Source organism: Rossellomorea sp. y25, from assembly GCF_038049935.1.
In the GTDB taxonomy this organism is placed as follows: domain Bacteria; phylum Bacillota; class Bacilli; order Bacillales; family Bacillaceae_B; genus Rossellomorea.
The window spans coordinates 3,678,452-3,702,500 of sequence record NZ_CP145886.1 but is presented as its reverse complement, the minus strand read 5'-3'; the positions used below and the strand labels follow the sequence as shown (position 1 = coordinate 3,702,500).

At 44.2% G+C, this 24,049-nt stretch carries 15 protein-coding genes, 21 tRNA genes and 2 rRNA genes (1 of these 38 only partly in view); 35 read left to right on the top strand and 3 right to left on the bottom strand.

Features of this window, described 5'->3' with window-relative positions; translation table 11 throughout:
- From AAEM60_RS18710 to AAEM60_RS18575, 28 genes are all read left to right on the top strand, one after another.
- Positions 1-1,742, top strand: a 23S ribosomal RNA gene (locus tag AAEM60_RS18710); it begins 1,193 nt to the left of the window's first position.
- A 173-nt stretch (positions 1,743-1,915) separates the two neighbouring features.
- Positions 1,916-2,032: ribosomal RNA gene (rrf, locus tag AAEM60_RS18705) — 5S ribosomal RNA — on the top strand.
- Positions 2,033-2,041: 9 nt separating this feature from the next.
- Positions 2,042-2,117: transfer RNA gene (locus tag AAEM60_RS18700), tRNA-Val, on the top strand.
- Between the two features lie 25 nt (positions 2,118-2,142).
- Positions 2,143-2,218: transfer RNA gene (locus AAEM60_RS18695), tRNA-Thr, on the top strand.
- A gap of 29 nt (positions 2,219-2,247) precedes the next feature.
- A tRNA-Lys gene (locus tag AAEM60_RS18690) sits at positions 2,248-2,323 on the top strand.
- Positions 2,324-2,358: 35 nt separating this feature from the next.
- Positions 2,359-2,443, top strand: a tRNA-Leu gene (locus AAEM60_RS18685).
- 9 nt (positions 2,444-2,452) lie between these two features.
- Positions 2,453-2,527, top strand: a tRNA-Gly gene (locus tag AAEM60_RS18680).
- A gap of 9 nt (positions 2,528-2,536) precedes the next feature.
- A tRNA-Leu gene (locus AAEM60_RS18675) sits at positions 2,537-2,625 on the top strand.
- A gap of 30 nt (positions 2,626-2,655) precedes the next feature.
- A tRNA-Arg gene (locus tag AAEM60_RS18670) sits at positions 2,656-2,732 on the top strand.
- Positions 2,733-2,738: 6 nt separating this feature from the next.
- Positions 2,739-2,815, top strand: a tRNA-Pro gene (locus AAEM60_RS18665).
- Between the two features lie 7 nt (positions 2,816-2,822).
- A tRNA-Ala gene (locus AAEM60_RS18660) sits at positions 2,823-2,898 on the top strand.
- Positions 2,899-2,973: 75 nt separating this feature from the next.
- Positions 2,974-3,050: transfer RNA gene (locus AAEM60_RS18655), tRNA-Met, on the top strand.
- A 4-nt stretch (positions 3,051-3,054) separates the two neighbouring features.
- Positions 3,055-3,131 (top strand) — tRNA-Ile (locus tag AAEM60_RS18650).
- Positions 3,132-3,148: 17 nt separating this feature from the next.
- Positions 3,149-3,241: transfer RNA gene (locus tag AAEM60_RS18645), tRNA-Ser, on the top strand.
- A 36-nt stretch (positions 3,242-3,277) separates the two neighbouring features.
- Positions 3,278-3,351 (top strand) — tRNA-Met (locus AAEM60_RS18640).
- 106 nt (positions 3,352-3,457) lie between these two features.
- Positions 3,458-3,534 (top strand) — tRNA-Asp (locus AAEM60_RS18635).
- A 51-nt stretch (positions 3,535-3,585) separates the two neighbouring features.
- Positions 3,586-3,661: transfer RNA gene (locus tag AAEM60_RS18630), tRNA-Phe, on the top strand.
- Positions 3,662-3,683: 22 nt separating this feature from the next.
- Positions 3,684-3,759 (top strand) — tRNA-His (locus AAEM60_RS18625).
- A gap of 20 nt (positions 3,760-3,779) precedes the next feature.
- Positions 3,780-3,853: transfer RNA gene (locus AAEM60_RS18620), tRNA-Gly, on the top strand.
- Positions 3,854-3,862: 9 nt separating this feature from the next.
- A tRNA-Ile gene (locus tag AAEM60_RS18615) sits at positions 3,863-3,939 on the top strand.
- A gap of 9 nt (positions 3,940-3,948) precedes the next feature.
- Positions 3,949-4,023: transfer RNA gene (locus AAEM60_RS18610), tRNA-Asn, on the top strand.
- 4 nt (positions 4,024-4,027) lie between these two features.
- Positions 4,028-4,118 (top strand) — tRNA-Ser (locus tag AAEM60_RS18605).
- Positions 4,119-4,124: 6 nt separating this feature from the next.
- Positions 4,125-4,196 (top strand) — tRNA-Glu (locus tag AAEM60_RS18600).
- Positions 4,197-5,018: 822 nt separating this feature from the next.
- Positions 5,019-6,881, top strand: a complete 1,863-nt coding sequence (gene glgB, locus AAEM60_RS18595) for a 1,4-alpha-glucan branching enzyme (protein WP_341356861.1) — start codon at positions 5,019-5,021, stop codon at positions 6,879-6,881.
- A 16-nt stretch (positions 6,882-6,897) separates the two neighbouring features.
- Complete coding sequence (locus tag AAEM60_RS18590) at positions 6,898-8,055, top strand: glucose-1-phosphate adenylyltransferase (protein WP_299739524.1); 1,158 nt, start codon at positions 6,898-6,900, stop codon at positions 8,053-8,055.
- A gap of 41 nt (positions 8,056-8,096) precedes the next feature.
- On the top strand, positions 8,097-9,125 hold the full coding sequence (locus AAEM60_RS18585; protein ID WP_299739522.1) for a sugar phosphate nucleotidyltransferase: 1,029 nt from the start codon (positions 8,097-8,099) through the stop codon (positions 9,123-9,125).
- A complete protein-coding gene (gene glgA / locus AAEM60_RS18580; RefSeq protein ID WP_299739520.1) occupies positions 9,122-10,567 on the top strand; it encodes a glycogen synthase GlgA in 1,446 nt (481 codons plus the stop codon). The genes AAEM60_RS18585 and glgA overlap by 4 nt, the downstream gene beginning before the upstream one ends.
- On the top strand, positions 10,557-12,962 hold the full coding sequence (locus AAEM60_RS18575; RefSeq protein ID WP_341356860.1) for a glycogen/starch/alpha-glucan phosphorylase: 2,406 nt from the start codon (positions 10,557-10,559) through the stop codon (positions 12,960-12,962). Before glgA ends, AAEM60_RS18575 begins: the two co-directional genes overlap by 11 nt.
- Positions 12,963-13,001: 39 nt before the next feature.
- On the opposite strand, the gene AAEM60_RS18570 is transcribed toward AAEM60_RS18575, so the two are convergent.
- Together AAEM60_RS18570 and AAEM60_RS18565 are read right to left on the bottom strand one after the other, a co-directional pair.
- Entirely contained in the window at positions 13,002-13,763 is a 762-nt protein-coding gene (locus AAEM60_RS18570) for a TraR/DksA C4-type zinc finger protein (protein ID WP_341358021.1), read from the bottom strand.
- A gap of 114 nt (positions 13,764-13,877) precedes the next feature.
- Entirely contained in the window at positions 13,878-14,801 is a 924-nt protein-coding gene (locus AAEM60_RS18565; RefSeq protein WP_299739698.1) for a 1,4-dihydroxy-2-naphthoate polyprenyltransferase, read from the bottom strand.
- Between the two features lie 303 nt (positions 14,802-15,104).
- Here AAEM60_RS18565 and AAEM60_RS18560 point away from each other — a divergent pair, with 303 nt between their 5' ends.
- The 7 genes from AAEM60_RS18560 to AAEM60_RS18530 all read left to right on the top strand — a co-directional run bounded on the left by AAEM60_RS18560 (position 15,105) and on the right by AAEM60_RS18530 (position 23,216).
- A complete protein-coding gene (locus AAEM60_RS18560; RefSeq protein WP_299739514.1) occupies positions 15,105-16,511 on the top strand; it encodes an isochorismate synthase in 1,407 nt (468 codons plus the stop codon).
- On the top strand, positions 16,504-18,246 hold the full coding sequence (gene menD / locus AAEM60_RS18555; RefSeq protein ID WP_299739512.1) for a 2-succinyl-5-enolpyruvyl-6-hydroxy-3-cyclohexene-1-carboxylic-acid synthase: 1,743 nt from the start codon (positions 16,504-16,506) through the stop codon (positions 18,244-18,246). The genes AAEM60_RS18560 and menD overlap by 8 nt, the downstream gene beginning before the upstream one ends.
- Positions 18,247-18,248: 2 nt before the next feature.
- Positions 18,249-19,052: a 2-succinyl-6-hydroxy-2,4-cyclohexadiene-1-carboxylate synthase gene (gene menH, locus AAEM60_RS18550; RefSeq protein WP_299739696.1), complete on the top strand. Its 804-nt coding sequence runs from the start codon at positions 18,249-18,251 to the stop codon at positions 19,050-19,052.
- Positions 19,053-19,067: 15 nt separating this feature from the next.
- Positions 19,068-19,886 carry a 1,4-dihydroxy-2-naphthoyl-CoA synthase gene (gene menB, locus AAEM60_RS18545; RefSeq protein WP_044340358.1) on the top strand — a complete coding sequence of 273 codons (819 nt, stop codon included), beginning with the start codon at positions 19,068-19,070 and terminating at the stop codon, positions 19,884-19,886.
- Between the two features lie 295 nt (positions 19,887-20,181).
- The gene (locus tag AAEM60_RS18540) at positions 20,182-21,672 is read left to right on the top strand and encodes an o-succinylbenzoate--CoA ligase (RefSeq protein WP_341356859.1); all 1,491 of its coding nucleotides are present in this window, start codon (positions 20,182-20,184) and stop codon (positions 21,670-21,672) included.
- Positions 21,662-22,768 (top strand): o-succinylbenzoate synthase, encoded by a 1,107-nt coding sequence (gene menC, locus AAEM60_RS18535; RefSeq protein WP_341358020.1) that lies wholly within the window; start codon positions 21,662-21,664, stop codon positions 22,766-22,768. Before AAEM60_RS18540 ends, menC begins: the two co-directional genes overlap by 11 nt.
- Before the next feature lie 76 nt (positions 22,769-22,844).
- Positions 22,845-23,216, top strand: a complete 372-nt coding sequence (locus AAEM60_RS18530; RefSeq protein ID WP_341356858.1) for a VOC family protein — start codon at positions 22,845-22,847, stop codon at positions 23,214-23,216.
- A gap of 62 nt (positions 23,217-23,278) precedes the next feature.
- Here the strand turns inward: AAEM60_RS18530 and AAEM60_RS18525 are convergent, their stop codons facing one another.
- Entirely contained in the window at positions 23,279-24,001 is a 723-nt protein-coding gene (locus tag AAEM60_RS18525; protein WP_299739504.1) for a 3-ketoacyl-ACP reductase, read from the bottom strand.
- Between the last annotated feature and the right edge of the window lie 48 nt (positions 24,002-24,049).

Sequence of the window (24,049 nt, the reverse complement as noted above, 5' to 3'; positions counted from 1 at the left end):
TATCACCGAAGCTGTGGATTGACACCTTTAGGTGTCAGTGGTAGGAGAGCGTTCTAAGGACTGCGAAGCTAGACCGTAAGGACTGGTGGAGTGCTTAGAAGTGAGAATGCCGGTATGAGTAGCGAAAGATGGGTGAGAATCCCATCCACCGAATGCCTAAGGTTTCCTGAGGAAGGCTCGTCCGCTCAGGGTTAGTCGGGACCTAAGTCGAGGCCGATAGGCGTAGACGATGGACAACAGGTTGATATTCCTGTACCACCTCTTTTCCGTTTGAGCAATGGGGGGACGCAGGAGGATAGGGTAAGCGCACTGCTGGATATGTGCGTCTAAGCAGTTAGGCTGATGATGAGGCAAATCCCATCATCGTGAAGGCTGAGCTGTGACAGCGAGCGAATTATAGTAGCGAAGTTCCTGATTCCACACTGCCAAGAAAAGCCTCTAGCGAGGAAAAAGGTGCCCGTACCGCAAACCGACACAGGTAGGCGAGGAGAGAATCCTAAGGTGAGCGAGAGAACTCTCGTTAAGGAACTCGGCAAAATGACCCCGTAACTTCGGGAGAAGGGGTGCTCTGGTAGGGTGCAAGCCCGAGAGAGCCGCAGTGAATAGGCCCAGGCGACTGTTTAGCAAAAACACAGGTCTCTGCGAAGCCGTAAGGCGAAGTATAGGGGCTGACGCCTGCCCGGTGCTGGAAGGTTAAGAGGAGTGCTTAGCGCAAGCGAAGGTGCGAATCGAAGCCCCAGTAAACGGCGGCCGTAACTATAACGGTCCTAAGGTAGCGAAATTCCTTGTCGGGTAAGTTCCGACCCGCACGAAAGGCGTAACGATCTGGGCACTGTCTCAACGAGAGACTCGGTGAAATTATAGTACCTGTGAAGATGCAGGTTACCCGCGACAGGACGGAAAGACCCCGTGGAGCTTTACTGTAGCCTGATATTGAATTTTGGTACAGCTTGTACAGGATAGGTAGGAGCCTTGGAAGCCGGAGCGCCAGCTTCGGTGGAGGCATCGGTGGGATACTACCCTGGCTGTATTGAAATTCTAACCCGCGCCCCTTATCGGGGTGGGAGACAGTGTCAGGTGGGCAGTTTGACTGGGGCGGTCGCCTCCTAAAGAGTAACGGAGGCGCCCAAAGGTTCCCTCAGAATGGTTGGAAATCATTCGCAGAGTGTAAAGGCACAAGGGAGCTTGACTGCGAGACCTACAAGTCGAGCAGGGACGAAAGTCGGGCTTAGTGATCCGGTGGTTCCGCATGGAAGGGCCATCGCTCAACGGATAAAAGCTACCCCGGGGATAACAGGCTTATCTCCCCCAAGAGTCCACATCGACGGGGAGGTTTGGCACCTCGATGTCGGCTCATCGCATCCTGGGGCTGTAGTCGGTCCCAAGGGTTGGGCTGTTCGCCCATTAAAGCGGTACGCGAGCTGGGTTCAGAACGTCGTGAGACAGTTCGGTCCCTATCCGTCGTGGGCGCAGGAAATTTGAGAGGAGCTGTCCTTAGTACGAGAGGACCGGGATGGACGCACCGCTGGTGTACCAGTTGTCTTGCCAAAGGCATCGCTGGGTAGCTATGTGCGGAAGGGATAAGTGCTGAAAGCATCTAAGCATGAAGCCCCCCTCGAGATGAGATTTCCCATCACGTATGTGAGTAAGATCCCTAGAAGATGACTAGGTAGATAGGTCAGAGATGGAAGCATGGCGACATGTGGAGTTGACTGATACTAATCGATCGAGGACTTAACCACAAAGAGTCATTTTTTAAATGAACAACGATTGGTCGATACTTGGCTTTCTTGACATCAATTCTTTATCTAGTTTTCAGGGAATGAATTTTATAAGAAAATATAAAAAAAAGCCTTGAAAAAATATATCTACACGATATAATAATACTTGTCCTTAAAAAAGAGACAAGAAAATGTCTGGTGACAATGGCGAAGAGGTCACACCCGTTCCCATGCCGAACACGGAAGTTAAGCTCTTCAGCGCCGATGGTAGTTGGGGGATCTCCCCCTGTGAGAGTAGGACGTCGCCAGGCTTTATATTTGGAGGATTAGCTCAGCTGGGAGAGCATCTGCCTTACAAGCAGAGGGTCGGCGGTTCGATCCCGTCATCCTCCACCATTTTTCATTAGTGGGTAATTAATATGCCGGTGTAGCTCAACTGGTAGAGCAACTGACTTGTAATCAGTAGGTTGGGGGTTCAAGTCCTCTTGCCGGCACCATTTTGGTTTTGAATTTCATCTTTTGAGATGAGCCATTAGCTCAGTTGGTAGAGCATCTGACTTTTAATCAGAGGGTCGAAGGTTCGAGTCCTTCATGGCTCACCATTGATTTTTGCATTAGCAAAATATCAATCATACATGCGGGTGTGGCGGAATTGGCAGACGCACCAGACTTAGGATCTGGCGCCGCAAGGCGTGGGGGTTCAAGTCCCTTCACCCGCACCATTATATTTCGCGGAAGTAGTTCAGTGGTAGAACACCACCTTGCCAAGGTGGGGGTCGCGGGTTCGAATCCCGTCTTCCGCTCCAGAAGATTTTGCCGGGGTGGCGGAACTGGCAGACGCACAGGACTTAAAATCCTGCGGTAGGTGACTACCGTACCGGTTCGATTCCGGTCCTCGGCACCATTGATTTTTCGGAAGGAAACGACATATTTTGCGCCCGTAGCTCAATTGGATAGAGCGTTTGACTACGGATCAAAAGGTTAGGGGTTCGACTCCTCTCGGGCGCGCCATATTATCGGGAAGTAGCTCAGCTTGGTAGAGCACTTGGTTTGGGACCAAGGGGTCGCAGGTTCGAATCCTGTCTTCCCGACCACTTCTTTGGGGCCTTAGCTCAGCTGGGAGAGCGCCTGCTTTGCACGCAGGAGGTCAGCGGTTCGATCCCGCTAGGCTCCACCATGTTTTTTTACGAAAGTAAGATAAACTTCATTGGTTTTATGAAAGTAAAAAAATATTTTTGATATTATGTTTCTTGGCGGTGTAGCTCAGCTGGCTAGAGCGTACGGTTCATACCCGTGAGGTCGGGGGTTCGATCCCCTCCGCCGCTACCAAAAGGGACCTTTAGCTCAGTTGGTTAGAGCAGACGGCTCATAACCGTCCGGTCGTAGGTTCGAGTCCTACAAGGTCCACCAAGTACCATTTTTATTACGGAGGAATACCCAAGTCCGGCTGAAGGGATCGGTCTTGAAAACCGACAGGGGTGTAACAGCCCGCGGGGGTTCGAATCCCCCTTCCTCCTCCATATTTACTTTTATGGTGAATTCCTTACTCATATCGTCGCGGGGTGGAGCAGTTCGGTAGCTCGTCGGGCTCATAACCCGAAGGTCGCAGGTTCAAATCCTGTCCCCGCAATACCATTTTTGACTTAGGATAGGGTAATCCTTGATGAGTCACGCATGGATAGTTATTTTCGCTATCGCGAGGTAATGAAACCTATTTTGCTTACGCAAAAAGCTTTGGTCCGGTAGTTCAGTTGGTTAGAATGCCTGCCTGTCACGCAGGAGGTCGCGGGTTCGAGTCCCGTCCGGACCGCCATTTTCTTTAAATAAGATTATGGTTCATAATTAAATATTTTACTCTAAGTAAGGCTCAGTAGCTCAGTTGGTAGAGCAATGGACTGAAAATCCATGTGTCGGCGGTTCGATTCCGTCCTGAGCCACCATTTTCTATTTGAAGACATTATGGCGATTGTGGCGAAGTGGTTAACGCACCTGATTGTGGTTCAGGCATTCGTGGGTTCGATTCCCATCAGTCGCCCCATACTTTCTTATTTAAATACCGCGGGTGTAGTTTAGTGGTAAAACCTCAGCCTTCCAAGCTGATGATGAGGGTTCGATTCCCTTCACCCGCTCCAATTATTTATGGGCCTATAGCTCAGCTGGTTAGAGCGCACGCCTGATAAGCGTGAGGTCGGTGGTTCGAGTCCACTTAGGCCCACCATTTCATTATTCCGCAGTAGCTCAGTGGTAGAGCTATCGGCTGTTAACCGATCGGTCGCAAGTTCGAATCTTGCCTGCGGAGCCAATATGGGGAAGTACTCAAGTGGCTGAAGAGGCGCCCCTGCTAAGGGTGTAGGTCGGGCAACCGGCGCGAGGGTTCAAATCCCTCCTTCTCCGCCATATTATGGCCCATTGGTCAAGCGGTTAAGACACCGCCCTTTCACGGCGGTAACACGGGTTCGAATCCCGTATGGGTCATCTGAAAAAAGACTATCATTTTTGATAGTCTTTTTTTTTGTACAAAGTAGTAGAATTAGTGGTTATTTTATTAATAATAGAAGAAAAAATGACTAAATGAAGAGAGTTAATTGAATATGGAGGCAGATCGGGACTAAAATAAGCGGTTTTACAAGAGAAACGCATGCTTCTATTTCTCTACGAAGGATATATTATCGACTTCTCCACATATATTATCGACTTTTCCCAATATATTATCAACTTCTGCACTTTTCTTTTCAGATCCAATTTTTCAATACAATAAACGGAGGATGGGAACATTCAGTCAGTGATCATCGAAAAGTAAATGGCATCAATCACCTCTTAATCTCTTCATTAAACTTCTCAAGCTCTTCAATAAACCCAACCTCCTTTAAAGACTAAACTATGAATGCTCCCTCCTTAATTACCCATCCGGGACCATTAGAACATGTTTCATTCACCCTACTAATCACCATAAGCATGCAGGCGCCTGATGCATAACGCCTTCTCAATCACTCCTTAATTCGACACCGCCATCCTTCTCACAATCAGCCAGAAACGATACAAAATACCGGAATCCTTCTGCATTTTCTGCAAATTTCACATTTTTTAATTAAAAAACTTTCGACAAATTCCGCTATGAATTCAACATGATTCCCCTATGTTCTTCCAATGTAAACCTTATCATTTAGTAAGACTTTCCAATAGTGAACCATTTTATCAAATGTATGTAGGAAATTGTCGTAATTGAGCGACGATAATAAAGAGGATTTTGATGAACTTGAAAGAAAGTAGTAAGTAGATTGAAAAAATGTAGGTGAGATGATGAACGCAATGACCATATCAGATTATGATGTTTTTTTGTTTCATGAGGGAAATTTGCAGCAGGCCTATCAGTTTATGGGTTCACATGTGAGAAGAGACTCTACTGGAACCTATACAGAATTTTGCGTTTGGGCACCGAAAGCAAGACATGTTTCATTGGTTGGATCTTTTAATCATTGGAATGGAACAGGGTATGAACTTACGAGGCGGAATAACGAAGGTTTATGGACAATTCGCATTGATGAGAATCTATCGGGAGAAACGTATAAGTACGAGATTACGACTCCCTCAGGTTCAAAGAAGCTGAAGGCGGACCCCTATGGGTTTGCTTCTGAGAAGCGTCCAAATACTGCAAGCGTCGTGTATGAGCTGCAGGGGTTTTCATGGGAGGATGAGGAGTGGCTTGAGCATCGAGCCAGTTCGACGGTCTATGACAAGCCTATGGCAATTTACGAAGTGCATTTAGGCACATGGAAAAAGAAAGCAGGGAAATTTCTTTCCTATAAGGAATTAGCACAGCAATTAATTCCCCATGTGAAAGAACAAGGATTTACACATATTGAGTTGCTTCCTGTCACGGAGCATCCGTTTGATCGTTCTTGGGGGTATCAAGGTACTGGTTATTATTCTCCGACTAGTCGCTATGGCTCACCTCATGAATTGATGGCGTTCGTGAATGAATGTCATTTACATAATATTGGCGTGATATTGGATTGGGTCCCGGGTCATTTTTGTAAGGATGCTCACGGGTTATATGAATTCGATGGTTCGTTTGCTTATGAGTATGGAGAGGAAAGGGACCGTGAGAATTATACGTGGGGAACGGCGAATTTTGATTTAGGTAAGGGAGAAGTGAGAAGCTTCCTGATTTCGAATGCCCGTTTCTGGATGGACCTGTATCATATTGATGGATTCCGGATTGATGCAGTGGCCAATATTATTTACTGGGCTAACCAGGGAGAGCTTGCTCCCAATGAAGGAGCCATACAGTTTTTGAAAAACTTGAATATGGCAGTGTTCGAGTATGATTCTTCGATTTTGATGATTGCAGAGGATTCTACAGACTGGCCACAGGTGACGTCTCCTGTTCATTATGGAGGACTTGGCTTTAATTATAAGTGGAATATGGGATGGATGAATGACGTCCTTAAATATATGGAAACAGACACGTCTGAAAGAAGGCATGTGCATTCTCTTATAACATTTTCATTGTTATATGCGTACTCAGAGAATTATGTGCTTCCCTTTTCCCATGATGAGGTGGTACATGGGAAGAAGTCATTATTGAATAAAATGCCAGGTGATTACTGGCAGAAATTCGCTCAATATCGTCTGCTCCTGAGCTATATGATGGCTCATCCAGGGAAAAAGCTTCTGTTTATGGGAAGTGAACTTGCCCCGTTTTCAGAGTGGAAGGATTTAGAGGAAATAGATTGGCATTTATTGGATTACGAACTTCATCACAAATTCAACTCATATTTTAAAGAGCTTATGCATTTATATAAAGGTGCTGAACCATTATTTCAAATGGATCATCGTTCAGAGGGATTCGAATGGGTGGATGTGGATAATCGAGAGCAGCAGATTTTCTCTTTTATCAGAAATGGGAAAGAGAAGGGGGATCATCTTGTGGTGATCTGTAATTTCAGTCCTCGTGTGTATCATCAGTATAAGGTAGGAGTCAATAAGGTTTCTTCTTATGAAGAGATTTGGAATAGTGATGATGAACGATTTGGTGGTTCACATCAGGTGAATCCTATGCCTCTTACAGTGCACAACGAGTCCTACCATGGAAGAGAAGGATATGTGGAAATGACGATTCCACCATATGCAGCCGTTTATTTAAAACCAATAGATTGAAAGGGGAGAGAAAAAGATGGCAAAAGGTAGATGTGTGGCCATGTTATTAGCAGGTGGAAAAGGGAGCCGTTTAAGCTCATTGACGAAGAGTCTGGCGAAACCAGCCGTTCCGTTCGGAGGAAAATATCGTATTATTGATTTCACATTAAGCAATTGCACAAATTCAGGGATTGATACGGTGGGTGTCCTTACTCAGTACCAGCCGTTAGTATTAAATTCTTATATTGGAATCGGAAGTGCATGGGATCTTGACCGTAGAAATGGGGGAGTGACCGTACTGCCACCTTATGCTGAATCATCTGAAATGCGTTGGTATACAGGGACGGCGAGTGCCATTTATCAAAATATGAATTACCTTGAGCAATATGATCCCGAGTATGTGCTGATTCTATCAGGAGATCACATTTACAAAATGGATTATAGTAAAATGCTTGATTATCACATCGAGAAGAAAGCGGATGTCTCGATTTCCGTCATTGAAGTAGGCTGGGATGAGGCAAGCAGGTTCGGTCTTATGAACACCAATGAGGAAATGAGAATTACAGAGTTCGAAGAAAAGCCGGCTTTTCCTAAGAGTAATCTTGCTTCGATGGGAATCTATATTTTCAATTATTCCGTACTGAAGGATTATTTAGAGATGGATGAGCGTAATCCCGATTCAAGCCATGACTTTGGGAAGGATGTTATCCCTTTACTGCTTGATGAGAAGAAAAAGCTGATGGCCTATCCGTTTAAAGGGTACTGGAAGGATGTCGGAACAGTTAAGAGCCTGTGGGAAGCGAATATGGACTTGATTGATGAGGAAAATGAGCTGAATCTGTTCGATCATGACTGGAGAGTGTATTCAGTGAATCCGAATGAGCCGCCTCAATACATTTCTGAAGAAGCGCTTGTTGAGGGGTCTCTTGTGAATGAAGGATGTACGATTGAAGGGACGATTCGTAAGTCCGTCCTGTTCCAAGGAACAACGGTGAAAAAGGGAGCACATGTAAGCCGCTCAGTCGTTATGCCGGATGCGGTCATTGGGGAAAACGCCTATATTGAACAGGCGATCGTGCCGTCGAATGTCAAGGTTCCGAACGGCCTATGCATCATGCCGGAAGAAGGATCGGATGAAATTATCCTGGTTACGGAATCATTCATTGAAACACTACTGGAACAAGAAAAAGTGTAAAGGTTGAAGACCCACATTACAACTTAAGAGGAGGAAGTGTTTTGAAAAATACAATGCTTGGCGTTATTGATGCTACTAGTTATTATGATTCGTTGGAGGATTTACTGTTACATCGTTCATTAGCTGCTCTTCCAATTGCCGGGAGATACCGCTTGATCGACTTTGTACTCTCTAATATGGTGAACTCAGATATTGGTTCCGTTGCGATTTTTCCTAAGTTTCAATACCGTTCCCTTATGGACCATCTTGGATCTGGGAAGAACTGGGATCTGAATCGGAAGCGTGATGGGTTGTTTTTCTTCCCGGCACCAGGATTAGAGGCGAATGAAGAGGGTGTGGGTTCATTTAATCACTTCGCTCATCACTTAGACTACTTTTATCGCAGTACCCAGGAATACGCATTGATCAGCAATTGCTTTACATTATGCAATATTGCCTATCAACCGGTTCTTGAACGCCATATCCGTATCGGCTGTGATATAACGGAAATGCGTCATAACGGAAACTCTTTAGATATGTACCTGGTGAAAACTTCTACACTCATTGATTTGATTGAGAATCGAAGTGAAACAGGCTATACGTGTATGCAGGATGTTGTGGATGATATGGACAGCGGATTTAAGGTGTGCGGCTATGAGCATGAAGGATTTGTTCAAACGATTGATTGCATTGAAGAATACTATGATGCCAGCATGAAACTTTTGAATCTATCTTATTGGAAAGAATTGTTCAAAAAGGATTCACCTGTCTACACGAAGGTAAAAGATGAGCCGCCAACACGCTACACTTCAGCTGCAAGTGTGAAAAATAGTATCATCGCCAATGGATGCTTCATAGAAGGCCAAGTGAAGAATTCTACGATGTTCAGAGCGGTCAAGGTAGGGAAAAATACGATGATTTCGGGTAGCATCATTATGCAGAAGAGTCAAATTGGAGATAACTGTGTACTAGAGAATGTGATTTTAGATAAAGATGTGAGAATCGAAGATGGCGTCAAGCTTATCGGAGATCCAAACAATCCAATAGTCATTCGCAAAGGGATGATTCAAGGAGCGCTGATGAATTCGTGAAAGTGTTATTTGTAGTATCTGAGTGTGTCCCTTTTATTAAATCTGGGGGCTTGGCGGATGTTGCCGGCGCTTTGCCTAAGGAATTAAGAAGTTTAGGGACGGATGTCAGGGTGATCCTGCCTAAATACGGTGGGATCCCTCATGAGTTTCGTTCAAAAATGAAAAGGAAGAAAGAGTTCTTCGTGTCAGTCGGCTGGCGGAATCAGTATTGTGGAATTGAAGAGTACAGTGAAAATGGAGTAACGTATTATTTCGTCGATAATGAATACTATTTTAATCGGGATCGTTTATACGGATATTTTGATGACGGGGAGCGATTTGCGTATTTTACCAGAGCGGTGCTGGAAAGTATTGCTGTTCTTGATTTTTATCCAGATGTGATTCATTGTCATGACTGGCACACGGGAATGGTTCCATTTTTATTAAGAACCGAATACCAGGAGAGACCGGGTTATTCGTTTATCCGCAGTGTGTTCACCATTCACAATCTTCAATTTCAGGGGATTTATCCTAAACAGGTGATGACTGACTTATTAGGCATTCACGATAAGTATTTTCATCACGAATACCTTGAGTTCTATGGAAATATCAATTTTATGAAGGGTGCTCTGATTTCTGCGGATTTTGTTACCACGGTGAGTCCTACATACAAAGAGGAAATTCTGACGCCTTATTACGGGGAAAAGCTTCATACTATTTTAGGGCAGCGATACAACCAGTTATTAGGTATTTTAAACGGTATTGATGATGAAGTGTACAATCCTGATGATGGAGAGTTTCCTTACTTTAGCGGCAATCTCCATGGAAAGAAGAAAGCGAAACTTCACCTGCAAAAAAGCTTGGGGTTAGAAGAGAATGAAGGAATCCCTCTTGTTTCCATCATTTCAAGATTAACGAATCAAAAAGGGCTGGAACTAGTAAGGGGAGTATTTCATGAAATGCTCCAGGAAGAAGTTCAATTTGTCCTCCTGGGAACAGGCGATTGGGAGTTTGAGCAGTTCTTCAGGGAGATGGAATGGACCTATCCGGATAAGGTCAGAGTGCAAATCGGATTTAATGAGGAACTGGCAAAACAGATCTATTCTGCCAGTGATATATTCCTGATGCCTTCTAAGTTCGAGCCGTGCGGACTGGGTCAATTGATTGCCATGAGATATGGAGCCCTGCCGCTTGTCCGGGAGACCGGTGGATTGAACGATACGGTGGAATCCTATAATGAAGAAACGAAGACAGGGAACGGTTTTTCGTTTAAGAACTTTAATGCCCACGATATGCTCTACACTTATCGAAGAGCTCTATCGTATTTCTACGAAGATCCGGAAACATGGAATCATATTGTACGAACTGCAATGAATAAGGATTATAGCTGGGCGCAATCGGCCTTTAAGTATAATCAACTATATGCTGACCTGGTATCAAGGAGTGAAAGCCATGTTTTCTGATCCAATTGAATTTAAAGAAATGTTTCTGAAGAAGCTTGAAATGATGTATGGGAAGACGTTTCCTGAATCCACCAGTCAGGATCAGTTTTTCACATTAGGTCACCTTATACGGGAATACATCTCCATGAACTGGATTCATACGAATGAGCAGTACCGGTTCAGTAAACAAAAGCAGGTGTATTACTTATCGATTGAATTTCTTCTGGGGCGTTTGCTCCGCCAGAACCTGATGAATTTAGGAATCTACGATATTGTGGATAAGGGATTGAAGGACCTGGGAATAGACCTTGCTGAAATGGAAGAGGTGGAGCACGATGCAGGACTCGGAAACGGCGGTCTGGGTCGTTTGGCTGCATGTTTCCTCGACTCATTGGCTTCCCTTAATCTACCTGGACATGGCTATGGAATCCGTTACAAGCATGGTTTATTTGAACAAAAGATCGTCAATGGTTTTCAGATGGAGCTTCCGGAGCAGTGGCTGCGTCATGGACATGTATGGGAAGTTCGAAAGTCAGATCTTACCGTCGAAGTGCCTTTCTGGGGGAAGGTGGAATCTTATACGGATAATGATGTATTGAAGTTTCGTCATGTGGATGCAGAAGTAGTAGCGGCCGTTCCTTATGATATGCCTGTAGTAGGGTATGAAACGTCGACGGTTAATACCCTTCGATTATGGAGTGCTGAACCCGCTGCCTATAAAGCCGGGAAAGATATGATGAAATACAAGCGTGATACGGAAGCGATCACAGAATTCCTTTATCCTGACGATACCCATGAAGAAGGGAAAATCCTGCGATTGAAACAGCAGTATTTCCTTGTATCAGCAAGCATCCGTTCGATTCTTGATTCCTACCTTTATCGAAATGGGGACCTGAAGGAACTGCATGAGAATATATCGATCCATATCAATGATACTCATCCCGTTCTCGCGATTCCAGAACTGATGAGGGTCCTGCTTGACGAATATTCCTTCGAATGGGAGGAAGCGTGGGAAATCACGACGAATACATTTGCCTATACGAATCATACGACGCTTTCAGAAGCATTGGAGAGATGGCCGATCCGTATTTTCCAACCTCTGCTGCCCCGCATCCATATGATCGTGAATGAAATCAATGAGCGATTCTGTCAGGAATTGTGGAAGGAATATCCCGGTGAGTGGAAGCGGATAGAGGATATGGCGATCATCTCCCATGATGAAGTGAAAATGGCTCATCTGGCGATTGTAGGAAGCTTTAGTGTGAATGGCGTGGCAAAGATTCATACTGAAATCTTAAAGCTTAGAGAAATGAACTTATTCTATCAATATTATCCTGATAAATTTAATAGTAAGACAAATGGCATTACACATAGAAGATGGCTATTGAATAGCAACCCGTCTCTGTCGAATCTGATATCGTCTTCCATAGGAGATGGGTGGATTAAAGATCCAGGTAAGTTAGCGGACTTGAAAGAGTATCATCACGATACGGCGTTTCTTAAGGACCTGTATGATGTAAAACAGGAAAATAAACGGAAGCTTGCAGATCGAATTTTTGAAAGTAATGGAATCGTCGTGGATCCTACTTCGATTTTTGACATTCAAGTGAAGCGGCTCCATGCGTATAAACGCCAGCTGATGAATGTTTTACACATTCTTCATCTCTATAATCGCTGTGTGGAAGACCCAAGCTTTGATTTTCATCCGCGAACGTTCATTTTTGGTGCGAAAGCATCCCCGGGGTATTACTATGCGAAGAAAATCATAAAGTTGATTCATTCTGTAGCGGATCTGGTGAATGACCACCCGCTTGTAAAAGGGCGGATTAAAGTCGTATTCCTGGAAAATTACCGGGTTTCATTAGCTGAAGAAATCATTCCTGCAGCTGATCTGTCAGAACAGATTTCTACAGCCAGCAAGGAAGCATCCGGTACTGGAAATATGAAGTTCATGATGAACGGGGCTTTGACCCTTGGAACATTGGACGGGGCTAATATTGAGATTCTTGAGCAAGTAGGGAAAGAGAATATCTTTATATTTGGATTAACGGCGGATGAAGTAATGAAATATCAGCATCACGGTGGATACTATGCCATGGAGTATTTCCACTATGATACCCGCATTAAGAAGGTGTTGAATCAATTGATTGATGATACACTTCCAGACGCAGGTGACCATTTTGAAACCATCTATGACTCCTTACTGACCGAGAATGATCAATTCTTTGTTCTGAGGGATTTCGATTCCTATGTAAGGGCTCACGAGCAAGCAGGAAAAGCGTACGAAAATAAAGAGCATTGGTCACGAATGTGCTTGCAGAACATTGCAAACTCCGGCTATTTCTCAAGTGACCGGACGATTGAACAGTATGCGAAAGACATCTGGGGCATTTCACAGGGCAGTTTAATAAAGTAAAAGAAGGCTTGGGGAAAAGTTTCCCCAAGCCTTTTTAAATTATTTCTTCTTATCAGAAATATAACTGTCGCCATCTTTATACGGAATGTCACCCAATGTGGATTCCATATTATTTTCATCCAGCATATCCTCGTATTCTTCATGGGTTTTCGAAGGATATGCTTTACGATTGGAACCTTCCATATCGGTTCCGACAAAGGATTCGAAATCCTCGGTGAATCCTTCGGAAGTGTCCTCATCCTGATACAATTCCGAGTAGTCTTCATAATCACCTTCGAAGTCAGAAGGTGTTTCAGATGTCCCGAAGCGTCCTACTTCCTGAAAGCTGTCTTGATCATCACGGACATTACCATCTGTTTCATGTCTGAATTCGTTATCAACAGGCGGCTGCAGTACATCTTCCTCTACGGGTCTATCCTGAGGTGTCGATTGTTCCGGTGAATGATCTTTACAATAAAGTGTCGTTGGAATGACTTCCAAACGCTCAAAAGGAATATCCTGGCCACACTCTTTGCATTGACCGTATGTTCCTTGGCTTATCGCCTGCAAAGCGCGTTGAATTTTATTTAGTTCGAGCTTGGCGTGATCATCTATGGCGAAATCCTTCTCTCGTTCATATAACTCTGTTCCCATGTCGGCAGGATGGTTATCGTAAAGGGAGAGTTCACCTGAGTTATCCCGTTCATTTGTATGGTGAAGATTATCTAAATCCTGATGAAGATGTTCTTGCAACTGTTTTTCCTGCTGAACCAATTCTTGTTTTAATGTCTGTTTTTGGCTGTCTGTTAGCAATTTCTTCACATCCTTCATTATGTTCGCTTAAATAATGTACTAACCATACTTTATCCGAAAGTGGGGTTGTTAAAACATAAAAAAAAGAGTCGTCCCGAAATGAAGGGGCGACTCTTGATTTTTTTAAAGCATATATGCAAGTAATAGTCCAATGGATAATAGGAATCCAAAGATGGTGTTCGTTTGTGCGGTGGCTTTCATGGCGGGCATCATTTCGATCGGCTGTGATTTGCCGATGAATCCTGTCGTTGCCTTGAATGCTTTCGGAATACTTAGAAAGGCAACGAATAGCCAAGGTGATGAAACGCCGGCAAGGACCAGTCCGACAATCCAGCCATAGGATACGACAAACATGCCGCCCAAAAGGATGATCGCTCCTTTTCTTCCTAAAAGAATCGCGATGGTTTTACGGCCGTTTTCTTTATCACCGTCCAGGTCGCGGATGTTATTCGCTAATAGAATGGCGCCGACTAAAATGGATACGGGAACAGACAATAGGATGCTGTCACCATTGATATATCCAGTTTGAATGTAGAACGATATGAGTATGATCACAAGTCCCATAAAGAAACCGGCTACGATTTCTCCAAAAGGCGTGTAAGCAATTGGCATAGGTCCGCCAGTATAAAAGTACCCCGCTGCCATGCACACTATACCTATGAGTGCCAGCCACCATGTGCTATTAAGACAAATATAAATTCCTAATAAAAGGGCGATTCCGTACAGTGAAAAGGCGAGGTTTATGACCGTGGATGGTTTAACTCCGTTCCGGACGATTGCTCCACCGATACCGACCGAATGCTCTGTATCCAAACCTCTTTTATAGTCATAATACTCATTGAACATATTGGTAGCAGCCTGGATGAGCAAGCAGGCAATGAGCATGGCTGCAAACAGTGATAAACTGATCTTGGTAAATTGCAGAGCTAGTACAGTCCCCAGTAAGACAGGTACAAATGCTGCTGTAAGAGTGTGAGGCCTTGTAAGCTGCCACCAGATCTTCCACCCTTTATCTGATTCCAACACGTTGGATGCTTGTTGTTCCATCATATTCTCTCCCTTACGCAATAAGGAATTTTCAGAAAACATTACAATTCCTTTACAGATTAAAGTGTAGGTAAAGGGAAGAGGACTGTCAATCATTTTTTAAAAATCTGTGAAGGTGCTATTTTCCAGTAATTGAGGACTTTTACAACGCTTTTGGTTTCTCAAAAGGGGAAAAAGGGTTTATTATATATAATAAGGATAAATATTGTTAACATGTCTTAAACTCCGTTGACACACCTTAAAGACAGGTGTATCTTAAAATAAGTTTGAATATCGTACGTGATTTTGTTTGGGGGAATTCAATTGGTTACCATTCATAAAACCAATATTGAAAAAGCATATGATACAGCCAAAATGAAGGCTAAACAATTACATCACCCCGTCCTTCTCAGCATAGTGGAGGAAGTCGATGCAGTCGATCCTCTTTCTTTTTATTATGGAGGAAGCTCTTTTGTTGGTGAGCGTTTTCTATGGAAGGACCGTGATCATACCATCTCGCTAGTAGGGATTGGAGCGGCTCATATATTGTCTACAAATGAGATTGAAGAACGATTTTTTACGGTTGAGAATGAGTGGAAGCGCTTAATTGTAGAGTCTGTCGTTGTCACTGGGGAAGAAATTGCAGGCACAGGACCTTTGTTATTTGGCGGCTTTAGCTTTGATCCGCTTAAATCTATCGGAGAAGAGTGGAGGCAATTCTCGAACGGTACGTTTCAATTACCTATGTTTATGCTGACAAAGCCGGGAAAAACCAATTATTTAACGGTGAATTTCATTTGTCATCCGGATGAGGAAGAATCATTATTCTATGATTGCATAAGAATCAAGGATGAACTTCTTGCCAATGCAAGGATGCCTATTATTCCTGAACAGCCCCAATGGCTGCAAAATAGGGATATGAAGCCTGAAGAATGGAAGGATTCTGTTCAAAATGTGGTGAATCGTTTAAAGCAGGGTGAAATGGATAAGGTAGTGCTTGCCAGAAAATGTGAAGTGTCGTTTGATACCCAAGTGTCATCTGATTTTGTATTGGATAATTTGTGGAAGCAGCAGCCGGACAGCTTTGTCTTCAGCTTTGAGAGGGAAGATAGCTGCTTTATCGGAGCTACGCCCGAACGCCTCGTGAAGAAATCGGGAGAAGAAATTCTTTCCACCTGTTTAGCAGGATCGATTGCCCGCGGGGAATCGTTGGAAAGTGATGAGAAGCTGGGCGAAGAGCTCCTGCTGGATGAAAAGAACCGTTATGAGCACCAGCTCGTGGTGGAGAGCATTCAAGACGCTCTTACACCTTTTTGTGAAACATTGACGATTCCGTCTTCGCCTCAACTGATGAAGCTGAAAGACATTCAGCATTTATATACTCCTGTCATTGGACAGGCGTCTGAACATACATCTCTTATCAATCTGGTGGAAAAATTACATCCAACCCCTGCATTAGGCGGGGTACCAAGGGATAAGGCATTGCATGTGATCAGAGAAGAGGAAGCTATGGATCGTGGTTTGTATGCGGGTCCTGTCGGCTGGATCGATGCCTATGGAAATGGTGAGTATGCCGTTGCCCTTCGATCAGGTCTACTTCAGAAGGATAAGGCTTATTTATATGCAGGGTGCGGAATAGTGGCAGATTCTCAGCCGGAAAGTGAATTTAGAGAAACACAAATGAAATTTCGACCGATGCTAAGGGCATTAGGGGGAAACATAAATGATTGATGAACATCAGCAGCATTTAACACATTATTTAGCGGCATTTATTGAAGAATTAGTTGGAAATGGAGTAGACGAAGTAGTCATTAGCCCTGGCTCTCGATCTACTCCTTTGGCGTTATTATTCGCCCATCATCCAGAGGTAAAGACGTACATTAACGTAGATGAACGTTCTGCTGCGTTCTTTGCTTTAGGGGTTGCGAAGGCAAAGAAAAAGCCGGTAGCCATCCTCTGTACATCCGGAACGGCAGCAGCCAATTATTATCCAGCGATTATTGAAGCCCGCTACGCGAAAGTGCCGTTGATCGTGCTGACGGCTGATCGTCCCCATGAGCTGCGGGAGGTAGGTGCCCCGCAAGCGATTGATCAGCTGGATCTATATGGGAAACACGTAAAATGGACAGTGGATATGGCATTGCCGGAGAATAGTCCGTCCATGCTTGAATATGCAAGATCGTCAGCATCCAGAGGAATAGGACTTTCACTAGCAGAACCGAGAGGACCCGTTCACTTTAATTTTCCATTTAGAGAACCGTTAATTCCTGATTTAAAGGGCGTATCTTATTCAACAGGTTCACAGATGAAAAGGGTCCTCCACGGAGAAAGGAGCCTTTCCCACTCAATCTCTCAAGAGCTTCAAGGGATACTCAGAAATAAAGAGAGAGGTCTGATTGTATGCGGACCGGGCCTGAATAGTGATTCGATTGATTCCATCGTTGCCTTTAGTGAGAAACTCGGTTTTCCCATCGCAGCGGACCCCCTCTCCCAGATGAGAAGCGGTTCTCATTCGAAGGCACATATTATCGATACCTATGATACGTTCCTGAAGATTGATGAAGTGAAGAAGAGCCTGCACCCTGAAATCGTGATCCGTTTCGGTGCCATGCCTGTTTCAAAGCCTCTCATGTTGTTTTTGAAAGGTCTTTCTGAAATGCCATACTGGATCGTGAGTCCGGGGGAAGAATGGCAGGATCCCATTGCAAAAGGGACGGAATATATCTATTGTGATGAGAGCCAATTCTGTCAAAGCATGATCAATGAAGAAAGCCGTGTTTTTTCTAAAAAGTGGATCAATCACTGGAAGAATGTAAACCATTCTACAAAGGAACTCCTTCTAAAAGGTCATTTGTCATGGGATGAAGGAATGGCAGTAAGTGAACTTATTCAACACCTGCCTGAAAAATCAAATGTATTTGTAAGCAACAGCATGCCGATACGGGACATCGATACATTTTTCTTTAGTAATGATCGGTCAATCGGTATCTATGCCAATCGGGGAGCGAATGGAATTGACGGCGTGGTATCGACAGCACTTGGGATGAGCACAAGCTCAGAATCCATGTATCTTTTGATAGGTGATCTTGCTTTCTTCCACGATTTAAACGGCCTCCTCGTCGGTAAGAAATACAAGCTTAATCTGACCGTTGTGGTCCTTAATAATAATGGTGGGGGAATCTTTTCTTATCTTCCGCAGGCGGGTGAAGGTGAATACTTTGAAGAGCTGTTCGGCACGCCAATGGATCTGGATTTTTCCCATGCGGCCAAGCTTTACGAAGCCGGTTATTTCCGAGTGGAATCAGAAGAAGAATTTGCTTTTGCTGTTGAGGAAGCAAAGCATAAAAACGGCTTGAAAATCATTGAAGTAATGACGAACCGTGAAGAAAATGTAGCAAATCATCGTAATTTGTGGAATTTTGTTTCCCGGGAAATGGTGAAGAAATGTAAGGGTGAAAATCATTGATCCTGCAAGTGAATGATATTCGCTATTTTGTAGAAGTTAAAGGAGAAGGAGAGCCTTTGGTTTTTCTTCATGGCTTTACCGGGGATACGACGACATGGTCAAAAATCACCGATCAATTATCTTCCACCTATAGGTGTGTAAGCATTGATTTGATTGGTCATGGCCGCACAGAAGCACCTGAGGATTTCTCAAGGTATACAATGGATCGTGTATCCAATGATCTTGATTCCATTTTGTCTGCACTTGAAATAGAGCAGGCGGTCTTGATCGGCTATTCAATGGGAGGCCGGACAGCCCTTCACTTCGCCATGAGCTACCCTCAAAAGGTGAAGTCCCTGATTCTTGAGAGTGCCTCTCCCGGATTGAAAACGGGTGAAGAAAGAGTGGAACGGCGGAAAAAAGACCACGCATTAGCCGAAAGGATCATGAGAGAAGGAATGGAAGACTTTGTCGACTTTTGGGAAGAGATCCCGTTGTTTGCTTCTCAAAAAAGACTTACTGATAATGAGCGTGCCGAGATTCGGCAGCAGCGCCTGGGTCAGTCCCCATTAGGCTTATCCAATAGCTTAAAAGGAATGGGGACAGGGGCTCAAGACTCATGGTGGGACAAGCTGGGCGAGCTTTCTATACCAGTCCATTTACTTGTCGGAGAGCTGGATCAGAAGTTTGTTCATATCGCAAAAGAAATGAAAAACCTCAATCCGGACTTTCAAATCATGACAATTTCTAACACAGGTCATGCAATTCATGTGGAAGAACCGCGAAAGTTTGGTACAATAATAGAGGATCTACTGTTAACTACATAAAGGAGGAACAAACCAATGGCTTTTGAATGGGTTTCAGAAAGAAACTACGAAGATATTTTGTACGAAACATATAATGGAATTGCAAAGATCACGATCAATCGACCAGAAGTTCGCAACGCTTTTCGTCCTAAAACTGTAATGGAATTAATCGATGCATTTGCTTATGCACGTGATGATTCTAAGGTTGGTGTCATCGTTTTAACAGGTGCCGGTGAGAAGGCATTCTGTTCGGGCGGAGACCAAAGAGTGCGCGGACATGGCGGTTACGTCGGGGAAGATGAAATTCCACGATTGAATGTATTGGATTTACAACGTCTGATCCGCGTGATCCCTAAGCCAGTCATTGCAATGGTAGCAGGTTATGCCATCGGAGGAGGACACGTCCTTCACGTAGTGTGTGATATTACAATTGCTGCTGACAACGCGATCTTCGGACAAACAGGTCCTAAAGTAGGAAGCTTTGATGCCGGATACGGTGCAGGATATCTTGCACGCATCGTCGGTCATAAGAAAGCGAAAGAAATCTGGTACCTATGCCGTCAGTACAACGCACAGGAAGCGCTTGAAATGGGACTTGTCAATACAGTTGTTCCATATGAGCAGCTTGAAGCGGAAACAGTTCAGTGGGCTTCAGAGATGCTTGAAAAAAGTCCGACTGCCCTTCGTTTCTTAAAGGCTTCATTCAACGCAGATACAGATGGATTGGCAGGTCTGCAGCAGCTTGCAGGTGACGCTACCCTTCTATACTACACAACGGAAGAAGCCAAAGAAGGTCGCGACGCATTCAAAGAAAAGCGTAAACCGGACTTTGGACAATTCCCTCGTTTCCCTTGATCTAAGGTGGCCTGATGAATCTTTGCTGATTCATCGGGCTTTTTTAAATGAAGATTTACTGAATACACATTATGTTCTTGGTTTTTCTTATTGTTCACAATTTGGCACAAGTTTTGTGGGAGTCGGCACAACAAAGGCCGGAAGCGGCACAACAAAAGCCAAAAGTGGCACAACAAAGTCCAGAAGTTACAGAACAAAGCTCAGAAGTGCCGTAACAATGAACAAAAGATCCAATAAAGCTCTGTAACGAAAGACGGTAAAGAGCACAAACAAGAAAGGAATGGAGAATGACAGGATGACTACACAGCAATTGCCTAACTGGCTAAAACAAAGAGCGTTCTTAACCCCTGATCGGATGGCACTAAGTAATGGTGATGTGGAATATACTTTCGGAGAGCTCTGGGATACAGCAATTCATATAGGCGAACAGCTTCATACAGTAGTGAAATCTTCCACCCATCCCTTTGTGGGACTCATGATTAAAAATAAAGTGGAATCTGTGTTGGTTATCCATGCCATTCAACAGCTGGGATTCACGACGGTTTTATTAAACAACAAACTGAGTTCGAATGAATTATCTTTTCAAATACAGGATATGGAGTTAACAACGGTCATTTATGAAGATGAGTTTGAGGATAAGTTGTCTTTTTTAGGGGATCACGTTGATGGGGTCCCATTCTCTCAGTTGTTTCAAACACCACCTACAAGCTTTAAAGTGAAGGATTATTTTCAGTTAGACCAAGCATGCTCGGTTATGTATACCTCTGGTACGACCGGAGCCCCAAAAGGAGTCCTTCAATCGTACGGAAACCATTGGTGGAGTGCCATTGGTTCTTCTTTGAACCTGGGAATAAGTGAAAATGATGCCTGGCTTTGCTCGGTTCCTCTCTTTCATATAAGCGGGTATTCGATCCTTATGAGAAGTGTCATTTATGGGATGAAGGTACGACTGTTTGAAACCTTCGACGTCGAGAGCATCAATCAGGAGCTTGAAAGTGGAAGGGTTACGATCATGTCGGTTGTAAGCAATATGCTTCAGCGTTTGATGAAAGATTCAGGGAGTCGAACGTATCACCCGAATTTCCGCTGCATGCTGTTAGGCGGCGGACCTGCACCACTTTCTTTACTTCAGGCTTGTAAGGATAAGGGAGTGCCCGTCTTTCAAACGTATGGAATGACTGAAACGGCTTCACAAATCGTGACATTATCACCTGAATATAGTATGAAGAAGCTGGGTTCCGCCGGGAAGCCCCTCTTTCCTTCAGAATTAAGAATCAAGAATGAAAAAGGTGCAGCTCGAGCAAATCAAGAGGGTGAAATCCTGGTAAAAGGCCCGAATGTAACGAACGGGTATTATCGAAGAGAGGAAGCCAATGCGAAAAGTTTTGAAGATGACTGGTTCCATACAGGGGATATCGGTTATGTAGATGAAGAGGGGTTCTTATTTGTACTGGACCGGCGATCAGACCTCATCATTTCCGGGGGGGAAAATGTGTATCCTGCGGAAATTGAAAGTGTGCTGTTGGGCTGTGACGGAGTAGAGGATGCCGGGGTGGCTGGAATTCCAAATGACACATGGGGACAAATTCCCTGTGCGTTTATCGTTAAAAAAGAGCATCTTACAAAAGAAGAGATCTTAAACTACTGCTCCGATCATTTGGCGTCATATAAACAGCCGAAAAAAATAATCTTTGTAGATGAGTTACCACGAAATGCCTCGAACAAACTGCTGAGAAGGGTGTTACGGGAGCAGTGGGAGAAGGGACTGTATGTCGATGAAGATTAAATCCATTACGCTTCACATCCTATCGATGCCATTGAAAAAGCCCTTTGTGACCCATCTGCAAACCGTTGAAAAACGGGAAGGGATCATCGTTGAGATTCAGGATGCCGACGGATTGATTGGACTGGGAGAGGGGGTTGCTTTTTCCACACCGTGGTATACAGAAGAAACTGTGAAAACATCCTATCATATGATCAAAGATGTATTAATTCCTTTAATGAACAGCGACCCGTTTGAACACCCTAAAGAAATCGGAAAGAGATTCGCAGCCGTTCGGGGAAATTCAATGGCGAAGGCTGCACTTGAAATGGCTTTATGGGATCTCTATGCAAGGCAGCAGAACGTTCCTCTCTGGGAGATGATCGGGGGGACACGTTCTGAAATTCTTGCCGGCGCCGTTGTGGGGTCCAACTCAGTGAAAGAAATGATCCATTCGGCTGAAGATCTTGTGCAGGAAGGGTATCAACGCATAAAGCTGAAAATCTCTCCTGGAGCGGATGTGGAGATTGTGAAAGAGTTGAGGGACCATTTTCCTTCCCTTTCTCTTCTGGCAGATGCGAACTCAGCTTATTCCCTTGAAGACAAAAGCCGGCTTCAAGCACTAGATGAGTTTGGTCTGGAGATGATCGAACAGCCTTTGGGAGTTAATGATTTAGTGGAGCACTCTCTTTTGCAAAAAGAGCTGTCGACTCCGATTTGTTTGGATGAAAGTATCGTAACCCCTCATGATATGAAAAGTGCCATCTATTTAAATAGTTGCGGAGTGGTCAATATCAAGCTTGGCAGAGTCGGAGGTTACACAAGTGCTTTGGAAATCTACCGGTTGTGCCAGGAGAATCACATCAATGTATGGTGCGGAGGCATGATCGAGTTTGGGGTTTCCCGGGCTCATAATCTGGCCCTTGCCACTCTCGAGGGATTCTCGATTCCGGGGGATATTTCTTCCTCCTCGAAATATTGGGAAGAAGATATCATTTCTTCTCCTATCGTCGTGAAAAATGGTAGGGCGGAACGTTTGGATGGTCCGGGGATAGGTGTGGAGTTGAATAAAAAACGGTTGAGTGAAGTGACCACGTATAGAGAAAAGTTTAACGCATAATTGTCTTTCCAATGGTAATTATTTATACTTGACCTATCACGAATATCTGAATTATCAATTTTCAGGAGGAGGAAATATGAAACTAGGTGCATTTTCTGTAAGCTTAAGTGTGAAAGACATTCATAAATCAAAAGCATTTTATGAAAAACTTGGATTTCAAACTTTGGGAGGGGAAATTGCCCAAAATTGGCTTATCATGAAGAATGGAAGTACTGTAATCGGTCTGTTCGAAGGTATGTTTGAGAAGAACCTCCTGACCTTTAATCCAGGATGGGATCAAAATGCTGAAAATCTCGAATCGTTTACGGACATTCGGGACCTTCAAAAACAGCTGAAAGAACAAGGTGTAAAAATGTTGACTGAAGCAGATGAATCAGGCGAAGGTCCTGCAAGTTTCACGATTGAAGATCCTGATGGCAATCCGATTCTTGTAGATCAACACAGATAAAAAGAAGGTTGAAAAGGAAAAGCTCAGAGCTGAATCTGAGCTTTTCTTGTTTCTTATGTTTATTAAAAAGGGTTCGTCGCCCACTGAAGAGACTGCTTGATAAAGATACGCGGGTGTAATTTCAGCTGAGAAACCATATGTTCCGCTAAATCCTCGGGCTGCATGTATTTCTCTTTGTCCGCTTCATCGAGCTTATCCCCAAAGGTAAGATCCGTTGCCACGAGGCTTGGGTTCAGAGTCATGACACGGATATTATGTGGACGGACTTCCTGCATCAACGCTTCTGTCATCCCTTGAACGGCAAATTTCGATCCACTGTAAGCCGTGCTTTTTGCCGTGCCTTTCAATCCGCTGCTGGAAGAAATATTGATGATGTCCCCGCGGTTTTTCTCGATAAGTTGAGGCAGGACGGCACGCGTCACATGATACGTTCCAAATACGTTGACTTCAAAGGTTTTCTTCCAATCTGCCGGATCGATTTCCAGAAAAGAGCCGTACGTTCCGATACCGGCATTGTTGATCAGGATATCGGTTGGACCGAGTTCATTTTTCAGTTTCGAAATGGCTTCATCCACTTGCTCCATATCTGAGATATCAGCTACTGCGACACTGGCTTTCACACCCAGTGATCTTGCTTCTTCCGCCACATTTTCCAGTGTACTTTCTGTCCGGGCGATCAAGCCGACATGAACACCTTCTCGGGCTAGCTCCAATGCTGTTGCCTTTCCGATTCCCCGGGCAGCACCCGTAATATAAGCGATTTTACCTTTAATTGATTGTGCCACTATGGATCATCCTTTCAAATCTAATTTCTACCGTTAGTGTAAGGCCAG